21 protein-coding genes are annotated in these 18,345 nt (G+C 62.2%); 10 read left to right on the forward strand and 11 right to left on the reverse strand.

Going from position 1 to position 18,345, the window contains the following annotated elements; all coding sequences use genetic code 11:
• Positions 1-65 precede the first annotated feature (65 nt).
• The 4 genes from ABHM97_RS07035 to ABHM97_RS07050 form a co-directional block, all read right to left on the reverse strand.
• Positions 66-323 (reverse strand): type B 50S ribosomal protein L31, encoded by a 258-nt coding sequence (locus ABHM97_RS07035; RefSeq protein WP_349470091.1) that lies wholly within the window; start codon positions 321-323, stop codon positions 66-68.
• A gap of 141 nt (positions 324-464) precedes the next feature.
• Positions 465-1,274 (reverse strand): TrmH family RNA methyltransferase, encoded by an 810-nt coding sequence (locus tag ABHM97_RS07040; RefSeq protein WP_349470092.1) that lies wholly within the window; start codon positions 1,272-1,274, stop codon positions 465-467.
• Between the two features lie 6 nt (positions 1,275-1,280).
• The gene (locus ABHM97_RS07045) at positions 1,281-2,066 is read right to left on the reverse strand and encodes a sulfite exporter TauE/SafE family protein (protein WP_284985672.1); all 786 of its coding nucleotides are present in this window, start codon (positions 2,064-2,066) and stop codon (positions 1,281-1,283) included.
• A gap of 17 nt (positions 2,067-2,083) precedes the next feature.
• Positions 2,084-2,869 carry an ABC transporter ATP-binding protein gene (locus ABHM97_RS07050; RefSeq protein ID WP_257368113.1) on the reverse strand — a complete coding sequence of 262 codons (786 nt, stop codon included), beginning with the start codon at positions 2,867-2,869 and terminating at the stop codon, positions 2,084-2,086.
• Between the two features lie 111 nt (positions 2,870-2,980).
• On the opposite strand from ABHM97_RS07050, the gene serB reads away from it, so the two are divergent.
• Positions 2,981-3,874 carry a phosphoserine phosphatase SerB gene (gene serB, locus ABHM97_RS07055; RefSeq protein WP_349470094.1) on the forward strand — a complete coding sequence of 298 codons (894 nt, stop codon included), beginning with the start codon at positions 2,981-2,983 and terminating at the stop codon, positions 3,872-3,874.
• Positions 3,875-4,106: 232 nt separating this feature from the next.
• A complete protein-coding gene (locus tag ABHM97_RS07060) occupies positions 4,107-4,736 on the forward strand; it encodes a hypothetical protein (RefSeq protein WP_284985670.1) in 630 nt (209 codons plus the stop codon).
• A 91-nt stretch (positions 4,737-4,827) separates the two neighbouring features.
• On the opposite strand, the gene ABHM97_RS07065 is transcribed toward ABHM97_RS07060, so the two are convergent.
• The 3 genes from ABHM97_RS07065 to ABHM97_RS07075 form a co-directional block, all read right to left on the reverse strand.
• Positions 4,828-6,375, reverse strand: coding sequence for an ATP-binding cassette domain-containing protein (locus ABHM97_RS07065; RefSeq protein WP_349470095.1), 1,548 nt, complete (start codon positions 6,373-6,375; stop codon positions 4,828-4,830).
• Positions 6,376-6,614: 239 nt separating this feature from the next.
• Complete coding sequence (locus ABHM97_RS07070) at positions 6,615-7,367, reverse strand: SDR family oxidoreductase (RefSeq protein WP_235521760.1); 753 nt, start codon at positions 7,365-7,367, stop codon at positions 6,615-6,617.
• Between the two features lie 109 nt (positions 7,368-7,476).
• A complete protein-coding gene (locus ABHM97_RS07075) occupies positions 7,477-8,202 on the reverse strand; it encodes a beta-ketoacyl-ACP reductase (RefSeq protein ID WP_257368117.1) in 726 nt (241 codons plus the stop codon).
• Positions 8,203-8,353: 151 nt separating this feature from the next.
• Here ABHM97_RS07075 and ABHM97_RS07080 point away from each other — a divergent pair, with 151 nt between their 5' ends.
• Genes ABHM97_RS07080 through ABHM97_RS07095 form a run of 4 tightly spaced genes read left to right on the forward strand, consistent with a single transcriptional unit; the run spans position 8,354 to position 10,461 of the window.
• Positions 8,354-8,854 carry a DUF3099 domain-containing protein gene (locus tag ABHM97_RS07080; protein WP_349470097.1) on the forward strand — a complete coding sequence of 167 codons (501 nt, stop codon included), beginning with the start codon at positions 8,354-8,356 and terminating at the stop codon, positions 8,852-8,854.
• Complete coding sequence (locus ABHM97_RS07085) at positions 8,851-9,126, forward strand: hypothetical protein (protein ID WP_257368119.1); 276 nt, start codon at positions 8,851-8,853, stop codon at positions 9,124-9,126. Before ABHM97_RS07080 ends, ABHM97_RS07085 begins: the two co-directional genes overlap by 4 nt.
• Complete coding sequence (locus tag ABHM97_RS07090) at positions 9,127-9,993, forward strand: SURF1 family cytochrome oxidase biogenesis protein (RefSeq protein ID WP_257368120.1); 867 nt, start codon at positions 9,127-9,129, stop codon at positions 9,991-9,993. It begins immediately after the preceding gene.
• On the forward strand, positions 9,994-10,461 hold the full coding sequence (locus ABHM97_RS07095; protein ID WP_349470098.1) for a YbaK/EbsC family protein: 468 nt from the start codon (positions 9,994-9,996) through the stop codon (positions 10,459-10,461).
• A 7-nt stretch (positions 10,462-10,468) separates the two neighbouring features.
• On the opposite strand, the gene ABHM97_RS07100 is transcribed toward ABHM97_RS07095, so the two are convergent.
• Complete coding sequence (locus tag ABHM97_RS07100; RefSeq protein ID WP_211712652.1) at positions 10,469-12,067, reverse strand: ABC-F family ATP-binding cassette domain-containing protein; 1,599 nt, start codon at positions 12,065-12,067, stop codon at positions 10,469-10,471.
• 293 nt (positions 12,068-12,360) lie between these two features.
• On the opposite strand from ABHM97_RS07100, the gene ABHM97_RS07105 reads away from it, so the two are divergent.
• From ABHM97_RS07105 to ABHM97_RS07115, 3 genes are read left to right on the forward strand one after another with little or no spacing between them, the layout of a single operon-like run.
• Positions 12,361-12,981, forward strand: a complete 621-nt coding sequence (locus tag ABHM97_RS07105) for a biotin transporter BioY (protein ID WP_284985666.1) — start codon at positions 12,361-12,363, stop codon at positions 12,979-12,981.
• A gap of 18 nt (positions 12,982-12,999) precedes the next feature.
• Entirely contained in the window at positions 13,000-13,749 is a 750-nt protein-coding gene (locus ABHM97_RS07110; RefSeq protein ID WP_349470099.1) for an energy-coupling factor ABC transporter ATP-binding protein, read from the forward strand.
• Complete coding sequence (locus ABHM97_RS07115) at positions 13,746-14,381, forward strand: energy-coupling factor transporter transmembrane component T family protein (protein WP_349470100.1); 636 nt, start codon at positions 13,746-13,748, stop codon at positions 14,379-14,381. The genes ABHM97_RS07110 and ABHM97_RS07115 overlap by 4 nt, the downstream gene beginning before the upstream one ends.
• Here the strand turns inward: ABHM97_RS07115 and ABHM97_RS07120 are convergent.
• Complete coding sequence (locus tag ABHM97_RS07120; RefSeq protein ID WP_349470228.1) at positions 14,370-15,554, reverse strand: thiolase family protein; 1,185 nt, start codon at positions 15,552-15,554, stop codon at positions 14,370-14,372. The genes ABHM97_RS07115 and ABHM97_RS07120 overlap by 12 nt on opposite strands.
• A gap of 10 nt (positions 15,555-15,564) precedes the next feature.
• Positions 15,565-16,956 (reverse strand): class I adenylate-forming enzyme family protein, encoded by a 1,392-nt coding sequence (locus ABHM97_RS07125; RefSeq protein ID WP_349470101.1) that lies wholly within the window; start codon positions 16,954-16,956, stop codon positions 15,565-15,567.
• 61 nt (positions 16,957-17,017) lie between these two features.
• Here ABHM97_RS07125 and ypfJ point away from each other — a divergent pair, with 61 nt between their 5' ends.
• Positions 17,018-17,923 (forward strand): KPN_02809 family neutral zinc metallopeptidase, encoded by a 906-nt coding sequence (ypfJ, locus tag ABHM97_RS07130; protein WP_349470103.1) that lies wholly within the window; start codon positions 17,018-17,020, stop codon positions 17,921-17,923.
• Positions 17,924-18,008: 85 nt separating this feature from the next.
• On the opposite strand, the gene ABHM97_RS07135 is transcribed toward ypfJ, so the two are convergent.
• Positions 18,009-18,341 (reverse strand): metal-sulfur cluster assembly factor, encoded by a 333-nt coding sequence (locus ABHM97_RS07135; protein WP_018777579.1) that lies wholly within the window; start codon positions 18,339-18,341, stop codon positions 18,009-18,011.
• Between the last annotated feature and the right edge of the window lie 4 nt (positions 18,342-18,345).

The following is an 18,345-nucleotide window of genomic DNA, read 5'->3' on the forward strand; positions in this document are numbered from 1 at the left end:
CGCAAAAGCCCGCATTGCCGGAATGACGGCGATGCGGGCTTTTGAAAAGACTCGGGGTGAAGTGGTTACTTCTTGCCGCCGAAGCCCTTGAAGCGAGCGTTGAAGCGCTCGACGCGGCCAGCGGAGTCCATGATGCGCTGCTTGCCCGTGTAGAACGGGTGGGACTCCGAAGAGATTTCGACGTCGATAACCGGGTAGGTTTTTCCGTCTTCCCACTCGATGGTCTTCGAGGAAGACACGGTGGACTTGGTCAGGAACTGCGTACCGGAGGCCAGGTCGTTGAAGACAACAGCTTCGTACTTCGGGTGGATATCAGACTTCATAATGGGACCTTTTGTTCACGCAACTGGATTTTGCCAGCTGCCAGGTATGAATGGAGGTGGTCCGTGACTGGACAGTGAATATTCCAGCGGCTGGGCCAACAACCAATCATAGCGGAAACGTCCATGCCACACGAACCGGCTTCAGTCCCGCGGACGGAGTTCCCAGAACGCCACCGCGGAGGCCGCGGCCACGTTAAGTGAATCCACGCCAGCGCGCATCGGGATTTTGACGGCGAGATCGACGGCGGCGAGCGTTTCCTCGCTCATGCCGGCGCCTTCGGTACCAAGGACCAGGGCAAGTTTGGGGATCTGCCGGGCGGCCAGATCATCGAGGTCTACCGCATCCGCCGTCAGCTCCATGGCGGCCACCGTGAAGCCCTGTTCCTTCAGACGGGACAAGTCATCCGGCCAGCTTTCCAAGCGCGCCCACGGGACCTGGAAGACCGTGCCCATGCTCACGCGGACGCTGCGCCTGTACAGCGGATCACCGCAACGTGGCGAGACCAGGACTGCGTCGACGCCCAGCGCTGCCGCCGACCGGAAGATTGCGCCCACGTTGGTGTGGTCCACGATGTCCTCCAGCACGGCCACGCGCTGGGCTTTCGCGAGGAGTTCTTCCAAGGGAACAGGCGCTGGCCGGTGCATGGCTGCCATCGCTCCGCGGTGGAGGTGGAACCCGGTGATCTGTTCCAGCAGGTCGGCCTTGCCAATGAAAACCGGAACGTCGGGGTATTGCCGGAAAACGTCGTCGAGGTCCGCCAACCACTTTTCGGCAAGGAAGAAAGAACGGGGCTGGTGTCCCGCAGCCAGCGCCCGGCGGAGTACCCGGGAGGATTCGGCGATGTACATGCCCTCCTCCGGCTCGCGGAGTTTGCGAAGGTGGACGTCGGTGAGGGTGGTGTAGTCCGTGACACGTGGATCATCTGCGGACTCGAGGTAGTGAAAGGTCACAGGGGATTACTTCAGCAGGTTGGCGATCATGAAGCCCAGTGCAACGAGGCCGAGCGCGAAAATGACGGCCCGTAGGACTTTCGGGGAGAGCTTCCGCCCCACTTTCGAACCGATGAGTCCGCCGATGGTGGAACTCACGGCAATGATCAGGACAAAGAACCATTCGATGCGGTCAAAGGCGAAAATCAAGTAGGAAACGGCGGCGACCATGTTGACGCCAAGGACCAAGATGTTCTTCATGGCATTCGCGTTCTGCATGGTTCCCGAGAGGAAGACCCCCAGGATTCCCACCAGGAGAATCCCCTGGGCTGCGACGAAGTAGCCACCATAAACACCGGCAAGGTACACGAGGACCACCAGCAGTACGCCGTGGCTTCGATCGCGGATCGCATGCTCGGGGTTTTGTTCCCTGCTGCGCACCCAGCCCTGCAGCTTGGGCTGGAAGACCACCATCAGCAGTGCCACCACCAGCAGCACAGGGGCGACGTAGTGGAACACCTTCTCCGGCAGGTGCAGCAGCAGCCAAGCCCCGGTTATACCGCCCAGCAACGAGGCCGGCAACAGTTTCATCAACTGCCTGCCGCGACCGGCAAGCTCGCGCCGATAGCCCCATGCACCGGCGGCGTTGCCCGCTACCAGGCCCATGGCATTGCTCATGGAGGCAACCACCGGCGTCACACCAATGGCAATAAGTACAGGGAAGGTCACCAACGTGCCGGAGCCGACCACCGCATTGATGGTTCCGGCCCACAAGCCCGCGAAGAAGACCAGGATGTCGTTAAGGATTTCCATTGTGGTTTCGGGTCTGCCTATCGGCGGGCGACGGCCGTGTAGCGGCCGGCGTTTTCGGTAACGTTCAGGGGCAGGCCGAAGGTGTTGCTCAGGTGTTCGTCAGTCAACACTTCCTTGATGGGACCCGCGGCCACGACACCGCCTTCGCGCAGGAGCATGGCGTGGGTGAAGCCCGGGGGCACTTCTTCAAGGTGGTGGGTCACCAGGACCATGGCAGGGGCGTCCTCGTCGCTGGCGAGCTCGCCGAGCTTGTGGACGAGTTCTTCGCGGCCCCCCACATCCAGGCCGGCTGCAGGTTCGTCGAGGAGAAGCAGTTCAGGATCGGTCATGAGTGCCCGGGCAATCTGGACGCGCTTGCGCTCCCCTTCGGACAGGGTGGCAAAGGTGCGGTTAAGCAGCGGGCCCATTCCCCAGTCGTTGAGCAGGCGGAAAGCACGACGTTCGTCGTCGCGTTCGTAGCCTTCCCGCCAGCGGCCGGTTACGCCATAGGCTGCCGTGACCACCACATTGAGCACGTTCTCGTGTTCCGGGATTTGGGTCGCAAGTGCTGCGGACGACAGTCCGATCCTGGGACGCAGTTCAAAGACGTCGACGCGTCCAAGAACTTCGTCGAGAATCCCTGCCTGGCCGCTGCTGGGGTGCAGTCGCGCTGCGGCAATCTGGAGGAGGGTCGTCTTGCCGGCGCCGTTGGGGCCCAGGATGACCCAGCGTTCGCCTTCGTTGACCTGCCAGTCAACCTTGTCCAGCAGGGTCTTTTTGCCTCGGACAACGCTGACGGAAGCCAATTCCAGAACATCACTCATAGCAGTAGACACTAGGACAAAAATCCACATGACTGATAACCGGTTGCGGCGCATGCCCGGTGACATGAAATGAATTCGGGCGGGTGCGGCGCCCTCAGTAGGATTGGGGCCATGACTTCGAACTTGGCTGCGGTCAGCTATGGCGTGAACTTGACCGCCGAATCCCTGGAAAATATCCGCTTTGCCCTGGCTGGCGCCGGCGTCACAGTGTCGTCCGAATCACACTCCGCAGATGAGCGCTTCGCCGTTCACACAGTGGAACTCACGCCCCTCGAGGATGCGGCCTCGGACCTCGCCGGCGTGCGACGCAAGGTAGCTGAGGTGGCAGGCCCTGGAGTTGATACGGCCATTGTTCCCCAGGGGCTGCGGCAGGCAGCGCGGAAGCTGCTCATCATGGATGTCGACTCAACTTTGATCCAACAGGAAGTCATCGAGCTTTTGGCCGCCCATGCAGGTAAACGGGAGGAAGTCGCTGCTGTCACAGAGGCAGCCATGCGGGGCGAGCTCGACTTCGCACAGAGCCTGCACGCGCGGGTTGCAGTGCTCGCCGGGCTGCCCGCCGCCGTCGTCGATTCCGTCCGGGAAGAAGTTCGCCTCAGCCTCGGTGCGGCTGAACTGGTTGCGGCGTTCAAGGCCGCCGGCCACACCGTGGCCGTTGTGTCAGGTGGGTTCAACCAGATCCTTGAACCGATTGCGGGCGGGCTGGGCCTGGATTACTGGATCGCCAACGAGCTGGAAATTGTCGACGGCGCGTTGACCGGCAAGGTACTCGGCGCGGTTATTGACCGCGCTGCCAAGGAGAAATACCTGCGCGAATGGGCCGCTGCCGAGGGCATCAGCCTGGAGCACACCATTGCGGTGGGTGATGGCGCCAACGACCTGGACATGCTGGATGCAGCCGGGATCGGCATTGCCTTCAATGCCAAACCGGCCGTTCGCGCCGTGGCGGACGCCGCCATCAACATGCCGTATCTGGACGCAGTCCGGCACATCGCCAACGTCTAGGTCGCCGGAGTCTTCCCTGGCTACTGCCCTATTTGCCATGAGATTGAAAGCGCATAAGTGTAGGCGCCTTGCATTTCATGACGGTGAATTCGCACTAATTTATTCGATTGTCACCCGATCGCATTAAATGTCCAAGGGAATATGCTGTGCCCAATTCCGTGTGTGAGGATGGAAACTTCAAAAGGACATCCGTTATGCAATAACGGTCCGGGATGAAGGAAGTGCAGGGCAGGTGGTGGACCGTTCGGGACGCACATGGAAGTGGTGGAAGCGTAATGACGGTCTGGACGCCGGCGAATTGACGTCCTTTGCCGCAGAAGAAAGTCCGACACCACTTCATGAATTCCTCGGGGTCGAACCTCAAGGGGACGAACTGCCGGCAGCGGAGGTGTTCGAGCCTGGATCTTCCAGCGGAACGCCTCTATACCAGGAGACCCGAACCATGTACTTCACGGATTCCGGCCATGACGAAACAGAACAGGAAGAATCCATTATGAGCTCACTTGATGACGCCATGAAGCAACTGCTGTCCATAGAGGGCGCTACAGGGGCAGCCATCGTTGACTACTCCAGTGGGATGGCCCTGGCGCAGGGCGGAAACCCCGGCTTCGACCTCGGGGTGGCCGCGGCCGGCAACTCCAACGTGGTCAGTTCAAAACTGCGAACCATGGCGGATCTGAAGCTGGACAGCAACATCGAAGACATCCTCATCACCCTGGGCACCCAGTACCACCTGATCAACGTCCTGAACTCTGAAGGCTCCAAAGGCCTTTTCGTGTATTTGGTGCTTGATCGCACGTACGCGAACCTGGCCCTGGCACGCCACAAACTCAGCAGCATCTCCAAGGGCGTCAGTATCTAGCGCCTGCGTTTTGAACGGGAGAGGACGGCCGCGTACACCGCGACCGTCCTTTTTCGTCATCAGTAACCTATTCCGGATAGCCGGCTGCGGATCAGGTCATGACCCGCCGCGCGTCTCTGGTCCCCGACTCAAACTTCACGCCCAGCATGTGGTGGACCAGGACGTCCTCGTTCGTGTTGGCATTGGCCTCAATGGTGACCAGCTCGCCATCGCGCATCACCCCGATCCGGTGGCACCAGCCAACCAACTCCGACAAATCCGACGACAACAGAATGATCGCGACCCCGAGCTCGCTGAGTTCGCTCAGCATCTCGTAGACGACTTCCTTGGCGCCAATGTCGATGCCGCGGCTGGGGTGGCTGAGAATCAGCACTTCGCAGCCGGCACTCATCCATTTGGCCAGCTGCACCTTTTGCCGGTCACCTCCGGAAAGAGTGTCCAAGGCACCGTGGATGTTGGTGGTGTTGATGCGCATGCGTCGAACCACCTCAACCACGCTCCTCAACGTGGCGATCTCCTCCTCCAGGTCCCCGCTCGGGCTGCCGCTGCTCTGAAGGCCTTCCGTTATGCTGGCATCGGTCGGCGCCGATTCGGCCGTATCTGAGAGGTAACCGATCTTTAGCCTCGCTGCGTCGTGGATCCCGCGGATCTCCACGCGCTCACCCCGGATGCGGATCTCGCCGGAGGTGCTTGGATGTACGCCTGCCAATGCCTCGACCAGCTGATAGACGCCGGAGCGATGTGTTCCCACAAGGCCGAAAAACTCTCCCTTGGAGACGTCAAAGGAGACTCCCCGCACGGCGTCATCGACGCTAAGGTCGACCACGCGCAAGGCCTCCCCCGTGTCTGATCGGCCGGTGGGCCTGACGTTGCCCTCCAACTCGTGATTGAGGAGCAGGAACGCCAGTTCGTCTACGTTGGTCTGGCTGGCTTCCAGGACTTTATGGACCCTGCCATCCCTGAGCACGGCGATGCGGTGGGCGATGGAACGGACCTCATCCAGGCGATGGGTGATGTAGATAATTGCGCGGCCTTGCCTGGTCAGCATGCGCAGGACCTGATGAAGGACGGCAACATCGTGGTCCGGAAGTGACGCGGCAACCTCGTCCATGATGACCAACTGGGCTTCTTCGGCAACCATCCTGAGAACTTCCACAAGAGCCTGCTCGGCGCGGATCAGGGTGCCCACCTTGGCGTCCGGATCCATGGTGACGCCGATGTCCCGGATGAGTTCGGCGGCCCGGCCACGGAGTTCTTCATGGCGCTTGCCGGCCTGGAATGTTCCTCGAAAGATTGCCTTGGCGATGGTCAATTCAGGGTCCAGCCGGAAGTTCTGCGGGATGAGCCCGACGCCGCACGCTCGCGCTTCCTCTGCGGACTCGGGCCGATACTTCTCGCCCGCCAGCATGATGTGGCCGGCCTGGTGTTGATGGGTCCCTGCGAGGACGCCCATGAGCGTTGTTTTTCCGGCACCGTTGGTTCCGATCATGCCGAGAATTTCGCCGCGATTCAGCGAAAGGCTGACCCCTCTGAGGATTTGGCGCTGTTCATAGGACGCATGAATATCATCCGCATGCAGTAGTAAGTCCAAAGAAACTCCTGTATGAGCCGCACCGTGTGAGTCCAGCGGCTTTGGCATGGGTACCGCTAATGAGTGACGAGCCTCGAAGGAGGCGCTTTTCAGAGTCAATCAGACGCCCGGAACAAATGCAAAAAGAAAAGCGCAAAACAGATCTTTATAATTCGTGACGCGGTTTTGGGCGATATTTATCTAATTGTCATCGAGCATTGTTCCACCCCGAAATGCAGCCGGAGACTTAAAGCGGAACGGCCCGGGACGCTGTCCCGGGCCGTTCCGTATGAGGCGATCTACTGCTGCTACTCGCCTGACTTGTTGAAGTAGTCAGAGCCGCCAACGTATTCGGTGTGTCCCGATTCCACGTCTGCGGTAACCATTTTGGCAACCTCCGCTGCAAACTCCTGAACGGAGTAGAGCTTTCCGGCTTCGGCGCGGCGGGCTTCAATGGCACCTGGATTTGAACGGTCCAAGAGGGTGGCAGTCACTGTTCCTTCGATCATGTCACCAGAAACGACCACCAAGGAGATCCCCTTGTCGGCCAGATTCGGCAGGAGGGCGCGCAGTGCGTCCTCGCCGGCACGCTTGCTCTTGGCAACGGGCTCGTATTCGGGCATCGTGGGCACGGTTTCCACGAAGTGGGCCTGGTGGCTGGTTACGAAGACAACCCGCGAGCCCTCCGGCATCAGCGGCACAGCGGCATTGAGCATGTTGACCTGGGCGTCGCGGTTCAACTTGAGCGCGTAGCCTTCCTCCATGCCCGACTCCATGCCGCCCGAAGCATTGAGCACCAGGATATCCAAGGAGCCGAATTCCTCCATCGCGGTGCTGGCCAGGGCGTGTACGCCTTCGTCCGTGGTGAGGTCCGCTCCCACAGCCGCAGCCCGGCCGCCTGCCGCCTGGATGTCAGCTACAACCTTGTTGGCGCGGGGCGCCTTTTGGCGGTAGTTGACGACGACGGCGGCACCCTCGCCAGCGAGGATCTTGGCAACTTCCGCTCCAATTCCACGGGAAGACCCCGTGACGATCGCGGTCTTGTTATCCAGCATTCCCATTCGTGCTCCTTTTGTTCACTTCATCCAAAATCCGTGGGCTCGGTTTCCATCTTGCCAGTGGCACGGACCAAACCCTTTGTCGCCCCCGGACAAAAAACTGCCGTCGTGGCTAGTGGCCCATTCCCAGTCCGCCGTCCACCGGGATGACAGCACCTGAGATGTAGGCGGCTTCGTCGCTGGCTACCCAGCGAACGACGTCGGCTACTTCGGATGCCTCCGCGAAGCGACCGGCCGGAACGTTGGCCAGATACGATTTCTGTGTTTCTTCGGGCAGTTCGGCAGTCATGTCCGTGTTGATGAAGCCCGGAGCCACTACGTTCGCCGTGATCCCGCGGCTGCCGAGTTCACGGGTCAGCGACCGCGCGATGCCCACCATGCCGGCTTTGGAGGCGGAGTAATTGATCTGGCCAGGTGCACCGTAGAGCCCGGACACCGACGAAATAAGGACCACGCGGCCTTTCCGCAGCCGGATCATGCCCTTGGACGCCCTCTTGATGACGCGGAATGCGCCAGTGAGGTTTGTGTCCAGGACCGACGTGAAGTCCTCCTCGCTCATGCGGAGCAGAAGGGTGTCCTTGGTGATCCCGGCATTCGCCACCAGGACCTCCACGGGACCGTGGGCTTCCTCGACGATCTTGAACGCAGCATCGATCGACGCCTCATCGGTCACATCGGCTTTGACGCCCAGGATTCCCTCAGGCAGTTCTGTTTCACTGCGGTAGGTGACGGCGACCTTGTCACCGTTGGCGAGGAACGATTCCGCGATGGCCAGGCCGATGCCGCGGTTGCCGCCGGTGATGAGGACGCTGCGGGGGGCCGATACTGCTTCAGACATATATGTGCTCCAGGTTCCGCGGCATTCGGTGCCGCTGCGACAGGGATTTTCCTTTGTCGATCTTATCCGCCGTACGCAGCAACCGGCGGGCAACAAGGGCCGTCCGCGGTTTGGGTGGCTACCGGCTTGGTGAGAGAATTGGAAGAGGCCTTTGGAGCGTGATGATTCAACTGTGACCCCAGGAAGCAGTCCCCTGCAGCAAGTGCCCGGAGATCCGGACGCTATTTCCGGCGACCCCGAAGTCCACAGCATCACCGATGCGGCAGCTGCCCATTCCGAGGACATGCGCCAGCGCATGGCCAAGTATGCGATCGCCATGGGAATCCGCATGGTCTGCATCATCCTGATCTTTGTGGTGGACGGCTGGTTTAAGATCATCGCCATTGCAGGTGCTGTCTTCCTTCCTTGGATTGCCGTCGTCATCGCCAATGGCAGCGACAAGGCCGAGGTCCACAGCGAGTCCCTCCTGGATTACGTGGCGGTGCCGGAAATCGAAAGGCCATACCAAGCTGCGGACGATGGATCCGCAGACACGCCAACGGTGCTCCAAGGCGAGCTGGTGGATGATGATCCGCCGTCCCGCAGTGCCGAACACACCAGTGGCGAAGCAAGCGAGGGCGGGAAACCCGGCGATGAACAGGCGACTTCATGAATATCTTTAGCCTCGGCGGACCTGGTCTGTCTGACCAGGAATCCCGACAGGCCCAGGGACCGGCGACATGCTCGAGGAAGGGATGCCGTGCCGGTGCTGAGTGGCAGCTTCTGTGGAACAACCCACGCATCCATACTCCGGAGCGGCGGAAAGTGTGGCTCTCCTGCGGGGAACACCGGGAGTGGCTGGAAGACTACCTTCAGACCCGCGGCCTGTGGAAGGAAACCGTGCCCTTCGTGGCCCACCAGGACCCTGCGAACGAGGCCGGCTGAATGTACCGTTTCCTTTTCTCCAGCAAATGGCTGGGGTATTTTGTCCTGGCCGTGATTTTTGCCACCGCATGCGTCTTCCTGGGGCGTTGGCAGATGGACCGCCGGGCCGAGACCCTTGCCGAAATCAACCGCGTGGTCAGCAATTACTCAGCGACCCCCATCCCTTTCTCTGAGATCAGTGACCAGTTCCGTGCCCTGGACCCCGAACGCGAGTGGACACAGGTCCAGCTACGGGGCAGCTACGACCTCGACGGGCAGCGCGTTGTCCGTAACCGTCCGCTGAATGGCCAGCCGGGCTACGACGTCGTGGTTCCCTTCCGGCTTACCACCGGCGAGACCGTGGTGATTGACCGTGGCTGGTTGCCGATCGGCAACAATACGCCCGGCCGACCCGACGTCGTGCCGGCTCCTCCGGCGGGCGAAGTCACCGTAGTCGCCCGGCTGAAACCTGCCGAGCCGAAGCTTGACCGCGGTGCCGTGGATGGGCAGCTCGCCTCAATCGACCTTGCCGGCTTCGCCAAAGAACTCCCGTACCCCATCGCCACGGGAGCCTACGGGCAGTTGGCCAGTGAGGACCCTGCGGTGCAACCGATGCCCACGCCGTTCCCGAAGCCGGCCACGGAAGAGGGTACGCACCTTTCCTACTCCTTGCAGTGGTTCGCTTTCGGTGTGCTGATGTTCATCGGTTTCGGCTATGCCGCACGCCAGCAGGCACGCAACGCGGCAATCGACGCCGAAGAGGAAGAGGACGACGGGATCATTGCCGCCGGCGGGACACCCAAGCCCCGCACCCCGGCGGCGCGAAAGAACAAGAGGCCCACGTCCGAAGAAGAGGAAGACGCCATCCTTGATGCCCAAGGCTACTGAATGATTCCGGATCCTGTACTGAGCGTGAAGTCAGCCCTGACTGCCGCCGGAGTTTCGGACACGGTGCAAATCTTCGAGGACAAGGTTCCGACAGCGGCCGCCGCTGCTTCCGTGTTGGGCTGCGACGTCGGCGCCATCACCAACAGCCTGATCTTTGAGCTCGACGGCGCTCCCCTGCTGATCCTTGCCAGCGGCGCCGCCAAGGTTGATACAGCATTGGTTGCAGCACAGTTGGGTACGGGTAAGATCCGCCGCGCCACACCGGAATTCGTGCTGGAGCACACCGGCCAGGAAGTAGGAGGTGTAGCCCCAGTGGGCCACCCTAAGAAACTCCGAACCATCCTGGACAGTTCGCTGCGGGAATACCCACTGCTCTGGGCAGGAGCCGGAGACCACAACTCCATGTTCTCCATCAGCTACCAAGAGCTGGCGCGCGTCACCGACGCCGAACCCTTGCAGGTCCGCTAGGCGACGCTTACGCCAGCGTGATCAAGTCCAGGTAGTCCTCGTTCCAGTGGTCCTCAACGCCGTCCGGAAGCAGCACTACGCGTTCCGGGTTCAGCGCCGATACGGCACCTTCGTCGTGGCTGACCATGACGACGGCGCCGCTGTAGTTCTTGAGCGCGCCCAGGATTTCGGCGCGGCTGGCGGGGTCGAGGTTGTTGGTGGGTTCGTCCAGCAGCAGAACGTTGGCGCTGGAGGCAACGATGGTGGCCAGGGCCAGGCGCGTCTTTTCTCCACCCGAGAGCACACCGGCGGGCTTGTCGACGTCGTCGCCCGAGAAGAGGAATGAACCCAGGATGCCGCGGACTTCGGCGTCCTTCATGTCCGGCGCCGATGAGCGCATGTTCTCGAGAACGGTGCGATCAACGTCCAGGGTTTCGTGCTCCTGGGCGTAGTAGCCCACCTTGAGGCCGTGCCCGGGGATGATGTCACCTGTGTCGGGCTTGTCGACTCCGGCGAGCATGCGCAGCAGGGTGGTCTTGCCAGCACCGTTGAGGCCCAGGATAACCACCTTGGAGCCACGGTCGATGGCCAGGTCCACATCAGTGAAGATTTCCAGCGAGCCGTAGGACTTGCTGAGTCCTTCGGCCGTGAGCGGGGTCTTGCCGCACGGTGAAGGATCCGGGAAGCGCAGTGCTGCTACGCGATCGTTCTCACGGACAGCTTCCAGACCGCTGAGGAGCCGCTCGGCACGCTTGGCCATGTTCTGGGCTGCTACTGCCTTGGTGGCCTTGGCCCGCATCTTGTTCGCCTGGTCGATCAGGACCTGGGCCTTCTTTTCGGCGTTGGCACGTTCGCGCTTGCGGGCGCGTTCATCCGTTTCACGCTGGAGCAGGTAACGCTTCCAGTCCATGTTGTAGTAATCGATCTGGGCGCGGTTGGCATCAAGGAGGTAGACCTTATTGACGGTGGCCTCGAGCAGGTCCGTGTCGTGGCTGATCACGATCAGGCCGCCCTGGTGGTTCTTCAGGAAGTCCCGGAGCCAGGTGATGGAGTCGGCATCCAAGTGGTTGGTGGGTTCGTCCAGGAGCAGGGTTTCTGCGTCGGAGTACAGGATTCGTGCCAGTTCAACGCGGCGGCGCTGTCCACCGGAGAGGGTTTTCAACGGCTGGTTCAGGAGGCGGTCCGGCAACGCCAGGTTAGAGGAGATCGCCGCGGCTTCGGCTTCGGCAGCGTAACCTCCGCCTGCCAGGAATTCTGCTTCGAGACGGTCGTAACGGCCCATGGCTTTACGCTGGACGGCGGCGTCCTCGCTGGCCATGTCCTCGTGTGCCTTCTTGAGCTTGCCCACCACGACATCCAAGCCACGGGCGGAGAGGATGCGGTCGCGGGCGAGCTGCTCCATGTCAGGCGTCCGCGGATCCTGCGGCAGGTAGCCGATCTCGCCGCTGCGGGTTACCTTGCCGCCAGCAGGGAGCCCTTCGCCTGCGAGGACGCGGGTCAGAGTGGTTTTGCCGGCACCGTTGCGCCCAACGAGGCCAATCTTGTCCCCTTTGTCCACCCGGAAGTTAACCTGGTCCATGAGCAGGCGTGCGCCGGCGCGGAGTTCGAGGTCCTGGACGGTAATCAATTCGGGTGATGCCTTTCAATGGGGAACGCCTGCGGGGACCGGTGGGCCCGGTCAGGTGCGGAGCCTGACAGCTGCGGCGGGGTGGGCTGTGAGAACAGCCTGTTCAAGTCTACCGGTACCCCGGCCGGGGACTGGCATTTGCCCGCCCAGCGAAATTTTGGGGCACCCTTCAAAGAATCCGCGGCGTGCGTTGTGGGAAGGCTCCAAAATGAGGGTCCCGTGGCGTCCGTACCCTCGAATGCAGGGGGAAGTTCCGCACACACCGCATCGCATCACACCTGATTGGACCCTTCATGAGCCAGACCGACTCTGCCACAGCGCAGCTCACTACTGCACCCGCCCGTCGGCGATGGACCGCTACTGACATCGGCCTTATCGCTGTCTTCGCAGCGCTCGTCGCAGCCTCCTCGATCGTCCCCGGAATCCCGATAGGAGCATTGGGAGTCCCGATCACCTTGGTGACCCTCACCGTGATGCTTAGCGGACTGGTGTTGGGTGCTGGACGCGGGTTCGCCGCCGTCGGGCTTTATGTCCTGCTCGGCCTGGCAGGGTTGCCCATCTTCAGTGGTGGACGCAGCGGCTTGGGGATCTTGGCGACGCCTTCCGCAGGCTACATTGTGGCCTTCCCCTTGGCCGCTGCCGCTACCGGCTACCTGGCCGCCGTCGTGATCCGCCGGACGGTGAAGTACCGGGGGCTGTGGCTTTTCGCCGCCGCCATGGTCAGCAGCGTCGTCATCATCCACGGTCTCGGTGTACTGGGCATGATGGTGAACGGCAAACTCGACTTTGGCAAGGCTTTCGTTGCCGACCTTGCCTTCTACCCGGGAGACATCCTCAAGAACGTGCTGGCCGTGGTCATTGCACTTGCTATCCACAAGGCCTTTCCTGATGTCCTGGTCCGTCGGGTCAAGTAGGCCAGGAACTATCACCGCATGAATTCCATCCATTTCGACGGCGTGTCGGTACGCGTTTCGGTCGACGGCAGCGACACTGCCAAGACCCTGCTGCATGACGTTTCGCTGGAGCTCACTGAGCGGCGCATTGGCGTCATAGGGGCCAACGGTTCCGGCAAGTCCACGCTGCTGCGCCTGCTCAATGGCTTGGTTGCACCCAGCGAGGGCAGGATCGTAGTCCACGGCGATGACACCGTGGCAAACGTTCGAAGGGTTCGGCGAAACGTGGGTTTCGTGTTTACCGATCCCCTGTCGCAGCTGGTCATGCCGACGGGCCGTGAAGACGTAGAGCTTTCACTCCGCCGTTCCGTCAAGAACTCCAAAGAACGCGCTGCCCGGGCCGAAACAGTCCTTACCCGTTTCGGCCTCCTGGGCCTGGCCGACCAGAGCATTTACGAACTTTCCGGCGGAGAACGGCAGTTGTTGGCGTTGGCGGCCGTGCTGGCGGTTGACCCCAAGGTGCTGGTCCTCGACGAACCATCCACGCTGCTGGACCTGCGCAACCGGGAGCTCCTTCGCCGCACCATCGCAGGCCTGGACCAGCAGGTCATCATGTCCACCCACGATTTGGACCTGGCGATGGATATGGACCGTGTCCTGGTTGTCGAGTCGGGCCGGATAGTGTTCGACGGCGATGCGGAAGAAGGCGTCGCACGGTACCGGATGCTTTGCGCGGCGGCGTTGGACGAGCTTCCGACCGGAAGCAGGACAGGCGACGTGCCGAGGTGAGGGGCCATGGTTTCCTGATCGCCAACTACGTTCCCGGGAAGTCCGTGATCCATTGCGCACCCCTGTTGCTGAAATTCCTGGTGGTGGCCGCCTGCGGGGCAGCATCCTTCCTGGTGGTCGACTGGGCCGTTTCCCTGGTGGTCTTCTGCATCATGTGTGGCCTGTTCCTGCTCAGCGGAGCAGGCCTGCGGCGACTTGCCGGAGCCATCCGGATGGTGGCGCCCATCGTGCTGGTCATTGGATTGTTCCAGTGGTGGCAACTCGGAGGATCCACGGCGGCCCGGATCGTCCTCAATATCCTGGTGTGCGTGGTGGCAGCATCCGTGCTCACGGCCACCACTCCGGTGCAGGACCTCCTGGATGGCGTTGTCTCACTGGCCAAGCCGTTCCGGCGCTTTGGAGCCGACCCCGAACGCTTTGCCCTGACCATCGCCGTGATGCTTCGGAGCATCCCGTTCATCGCCGGAGCTTTCGCCGATGTGCGCGACTCAGCCCGGGCCCGTGGCCTGGAGCGCAACCCCCGGGCTTTAGTGCTCCCTGTCTTCATCACTACCGTGGCGTACGCCCGGCAGACGGGCGATGCGTTGGCTGCCCGCGGCCTGGGTGAGCCGGAAGACCCGCTAGAGCCTTGAGTACCGCATAAGTGCCGCTGTTCCCATGCCGCCGGCGATGCTGATCATTGCCAGCCCCAAGGGCGACTCCCTCGACTGAAGGTACCGGCGGCGCGCCTGGGCCAGGAGGCGGGTCACCAGGACCGCCCCCGACGCACCGTAGGCGTGGCCCAGCGCCAAGGCTCCACCGTCCAGGTTCGCCCGTTGCGGCGCGATCCCCAGGTGGTCCAGGCAAGCAATAGTCTGGGCGGCAAACGCTTCATTGAATTCGATGAGGTCGACGTCGTCCGGTGCCACTCTGAGTTCCGACAGGAGCTTTTCGGCCGCGTAGGCAGCACCGACGCCCAGCAGTTCCGGATCTACACCGCTGGTATCGCAGCCCAAAACCAGCAAGCCGTCCTTCGCGCCCATGGCCCGTGCGCGCTTGAGGGAGGTAACGACGACGGCGGAGGCACCGTCCGCGTCGAAACACGAATTCCCTGCGGTGACTGTTCCTCCGGGCACGAAGGCTGCAGGGAACCTCGCCATCATCGGCGCGCGAAGCGAGGGGCGGGGACCATCATCGCGGGTCACCGACGTTTCCTGGCCCGCCAGGGAGACCATCTCGCTCACGAACCTGCCGTCTTCGGCGGCGCTGACCGCCCTCCGATGGCTGCGGAGTGCGTAGTCGTCCTGCCGTTCCCGTGACACGCCGCATTCCCGTGCCACGTTTTCGGCGGCCACCCCCATATCAGGGTCGCCGTACTGCATTGGCACAAAGGTGGCGCGCGAGTAGAAGTCCAGGCCGCCGTCGTCGTTCCTGTTGGCCCGGGCGGGAGCGGTACTGATGCTTTCGACGCCACCGGCAATATAGAGGGGGCCGCCGCCGGCTGCCACCAGCCGGGACGCCAACGCAATGGCGTCCAGTCCCGAGCCGCACTGCCGGTCCACCGTGAGTCCAGGAACCGAGATTGGCAAACCGGCCTGCAGCGCGGCGAACCGCGCCACATTTCCCCCGCCGCCCACCGCGTTGCCGATGATGACGTCGTCAACCGCGGCGGCATCCACGCCCGCCGATTCAACCAACGAACGGATCACCGGCGCCAGGAGGTCCGGCGCGCGGAAGTGCTTCAATTGGCCATTGGCGCGGCAAATGGGGGTACGGAGCGCCGCTATGATCACCGGTTGGAGGGACTCGTCCGCGTGCACGTTCATGGGTGCTGCGTCAGCCAAGGGGCTGCGCCCGCGGGTCGTGGTTCTTGATCCAGTCCAAAAGGACACTCCTGCTGATTTTGCCCCGGTCCGTCATGGGCAGCTCCGCGAGTACGAAAAACTGCAGCGGCCACTTGTCCCTTGCCAGCAGTCCGTCCAATCCGGTGCGCAGCTGCGTCGCGGTGACGGCGCCGTAGGCAGGTACGACGCCGGCAATCACCTTTTGCCCGCGGATATCGTCAGGCGCCCCGGCAGCAACAGCTACTTCTATCCCCGGAACCGAGGCGAGGGCAAGCTCCACCTCGTGCGGGTAGACGTTCTTACCGGCAGTAAGGATCATGTCTGAGCGCCGCCCCAGAATGTGGAGGATCCCGTCCTCCACATAGCCTTGGTCACCCACGGTGTACCAACCGTCCAGGCATCGCAGGGCCTGCCCGTCATCACCCCACAGGTAGCCGTTGCTGACCATTGCACTGCGCACGCTGATATTTCCGTGCTGGCCGTCGGGAAGGGACCGGCCCTTGTCATCCAGGATGCGCAGTTCCACGCCTGGAAACGGCTTGCCAATGCCGGTGCCGCCGGCGTCGAGCCGTTCGCCCGCAGGGAGCCGGGTACCGGATACGAAACTCAACTCCGAGGCGCCGTAGTACTCGTAAATTGCGGCATGCGGGGCCCATCGCCGGGCCGCTTCCAGGGTGCGGGTGTCCAACTTTGAACCAGCGCAAATGATGCTTCGAAGGCCCGAAGCGTCAACATCCCCCGCAAGGCCACGTTCGCTGAGCAGCCGCAGCATGGTGGGTGCAAGGACCAGGCGCGTGATGCCGTCATGGCTGATTGCGGAGTGTGCTTCACCCACGTCGAAGGATTCAAGCGTGTGGAAGGCCGCTCCCGCGTACAGGCACTCCGAGAGGGCGTACAGGTTAAGGCTGGCTGACAACGGTCCCGGGGCCAATGTCCGGTCCGATGTTGTGAGGCCAAAGAACTCTATGGATGCTTCGAAGGACGCCTGCCACGAGCTGCGCGAACGCGTGAAGGCCTTCGGGATGGACGTGGTACCCGAAGTGAGGCCGATGAGGAACGTACTGGAAGGATCACCGTCTTCCAACCCCGTACCTTCCGCGGAGCCCGAATCCAGGATGCGCGCCGAGACTTCCTCGACCATGTGGGCCGGCCATTGCGGATCCAGGACAGCACACCGCCGTTCCCCGGCCACGGCCGCCGCATAACGTTCCACGAACCGCAATGAGTTGGGTTCGGCAAGAACAGTGGTGGCGCCCGCAGAGCCGAGCAGCGCTGCTGCGGCATCGCGGAGGCCGGCCCAGGTGAGCCCGGCATTTCCCACGACGACGGCGGTGTCGTGTGGGCGCTCATCGGCCCAGAGGTGAAGTTTGTCCAGGAATGGCATCCAGCCAATTTTACGGCAGTGTCCAACGCCGAGCACCAAAAGTGACGTCTATTCTGACTGTATGAGTTTCAATGACGGCGCACAGCTTGACCCTTCCCAGGTGGAAGACCGACGTGGCAGCGGGATGGGCCGCGGAACCAAGATCGGTGGTGGAATCGGTGGCGGCATTGTGGTGCTGCTCCTGGCCCTTTTCGGGATCAACCCCAGTATCCTGGGAGACCTGGCGGGCGGCGGTACCCAACCGCCTGCCATCGAAAGCGGTACCGCGGGCGCGGGCGGCCTCCAGGAGTGCCAGACAGGCGCCGACGCCGACAAGCGACTGGATTGCCGGATCACGGGCACGGTGAACAGCCTCAATGCATTTTGGCCAACATATCTGGCCCAGTACAACGTGAAGTATTCCCGCCCCGGGACTGTCATTTTCAGCCAAGCAACCAACACTGGCTGCGGCCCCGCCACAACGGATGTGGGCCCTTTCTACTGCCCCACGGACGTGAAAGCCTATTTCGATCCCGGCTTCTTCGATGAACTGGTGACACGCTTCGGCTCCTCGGGCGGACCCTTGGCGCAGGAGTATGTGGTGGCCCACGAATTTGGACACCATGTGCAGAATCTCCTGGGCAACCTCGATAAGGCACAGCAGGACCCGCAGGGTCCCCAGTCCGGTGGTGTCAGGGTGGAACTGCAAGCCGACTGCTACGCAGGATTGTGGGTCCGGCACGCCACAACGCAAACCGATGCAAGCGGCAAGCCGTTCCTGGATCCCCTGACCGAGCAGGACCTGCAGGACGCCCTGTCGGCCGCCTCCGCCGTCGGCGATGACCGTATTCAAAAAGCGGCCACCGGGCGGGTATCCCCGGAATCGTGGACGCACGGTTCCAGTGCACAACGGCAAAAGTGGTTCTATCAGGGCTACACCACGGGTGACATCAACAAATGCGACACCTTCGGAGTTGCCGCTCCCTAGGACTTTCGCTGTTAACAAAAGAATGGTTCCGGGCACATTGCCCGGAACCATTCTTTTCCCGCTGCGAGCGGGTGAAACATGCTGATCAGATGTTGAAGCCGAGGGCCCGCATCTGGTCCTTGCCGTCGTCGGTGATCCGCTCGGGACCCCATGGCGGCATCCATACCCAGTTCAGGCGCCAGTCATCAACGACGCCGTCGAGCGACTTGCCTACCTGTTCTTCAAGCACGTCCGTCAGCGGGCATGCCGCCGTTGTCAGTGTCATGTCGATCAGGAGCGCGCCGTCTTCGTCTGAATACTTGAGCCCGTACAGAAGCCCCAGGTCCACTACATTGACGCCAAGTTCCGGGTCAATGACGTCCTTGAGCGCTTCCTCGACGTCCTCGAGGCTGGTGCGCGCCGCGTTGATTTCGGTCATGGAA

The sequence above is a fragment of the Paenarthrobacter sp. CAP02 genome, from assembly GCF_040137855.1.
GTDB lineage: Bacteria > Actinomycetota > Actinomycetes > Actinomycetales > Micrococcaceae > Arthrobacter.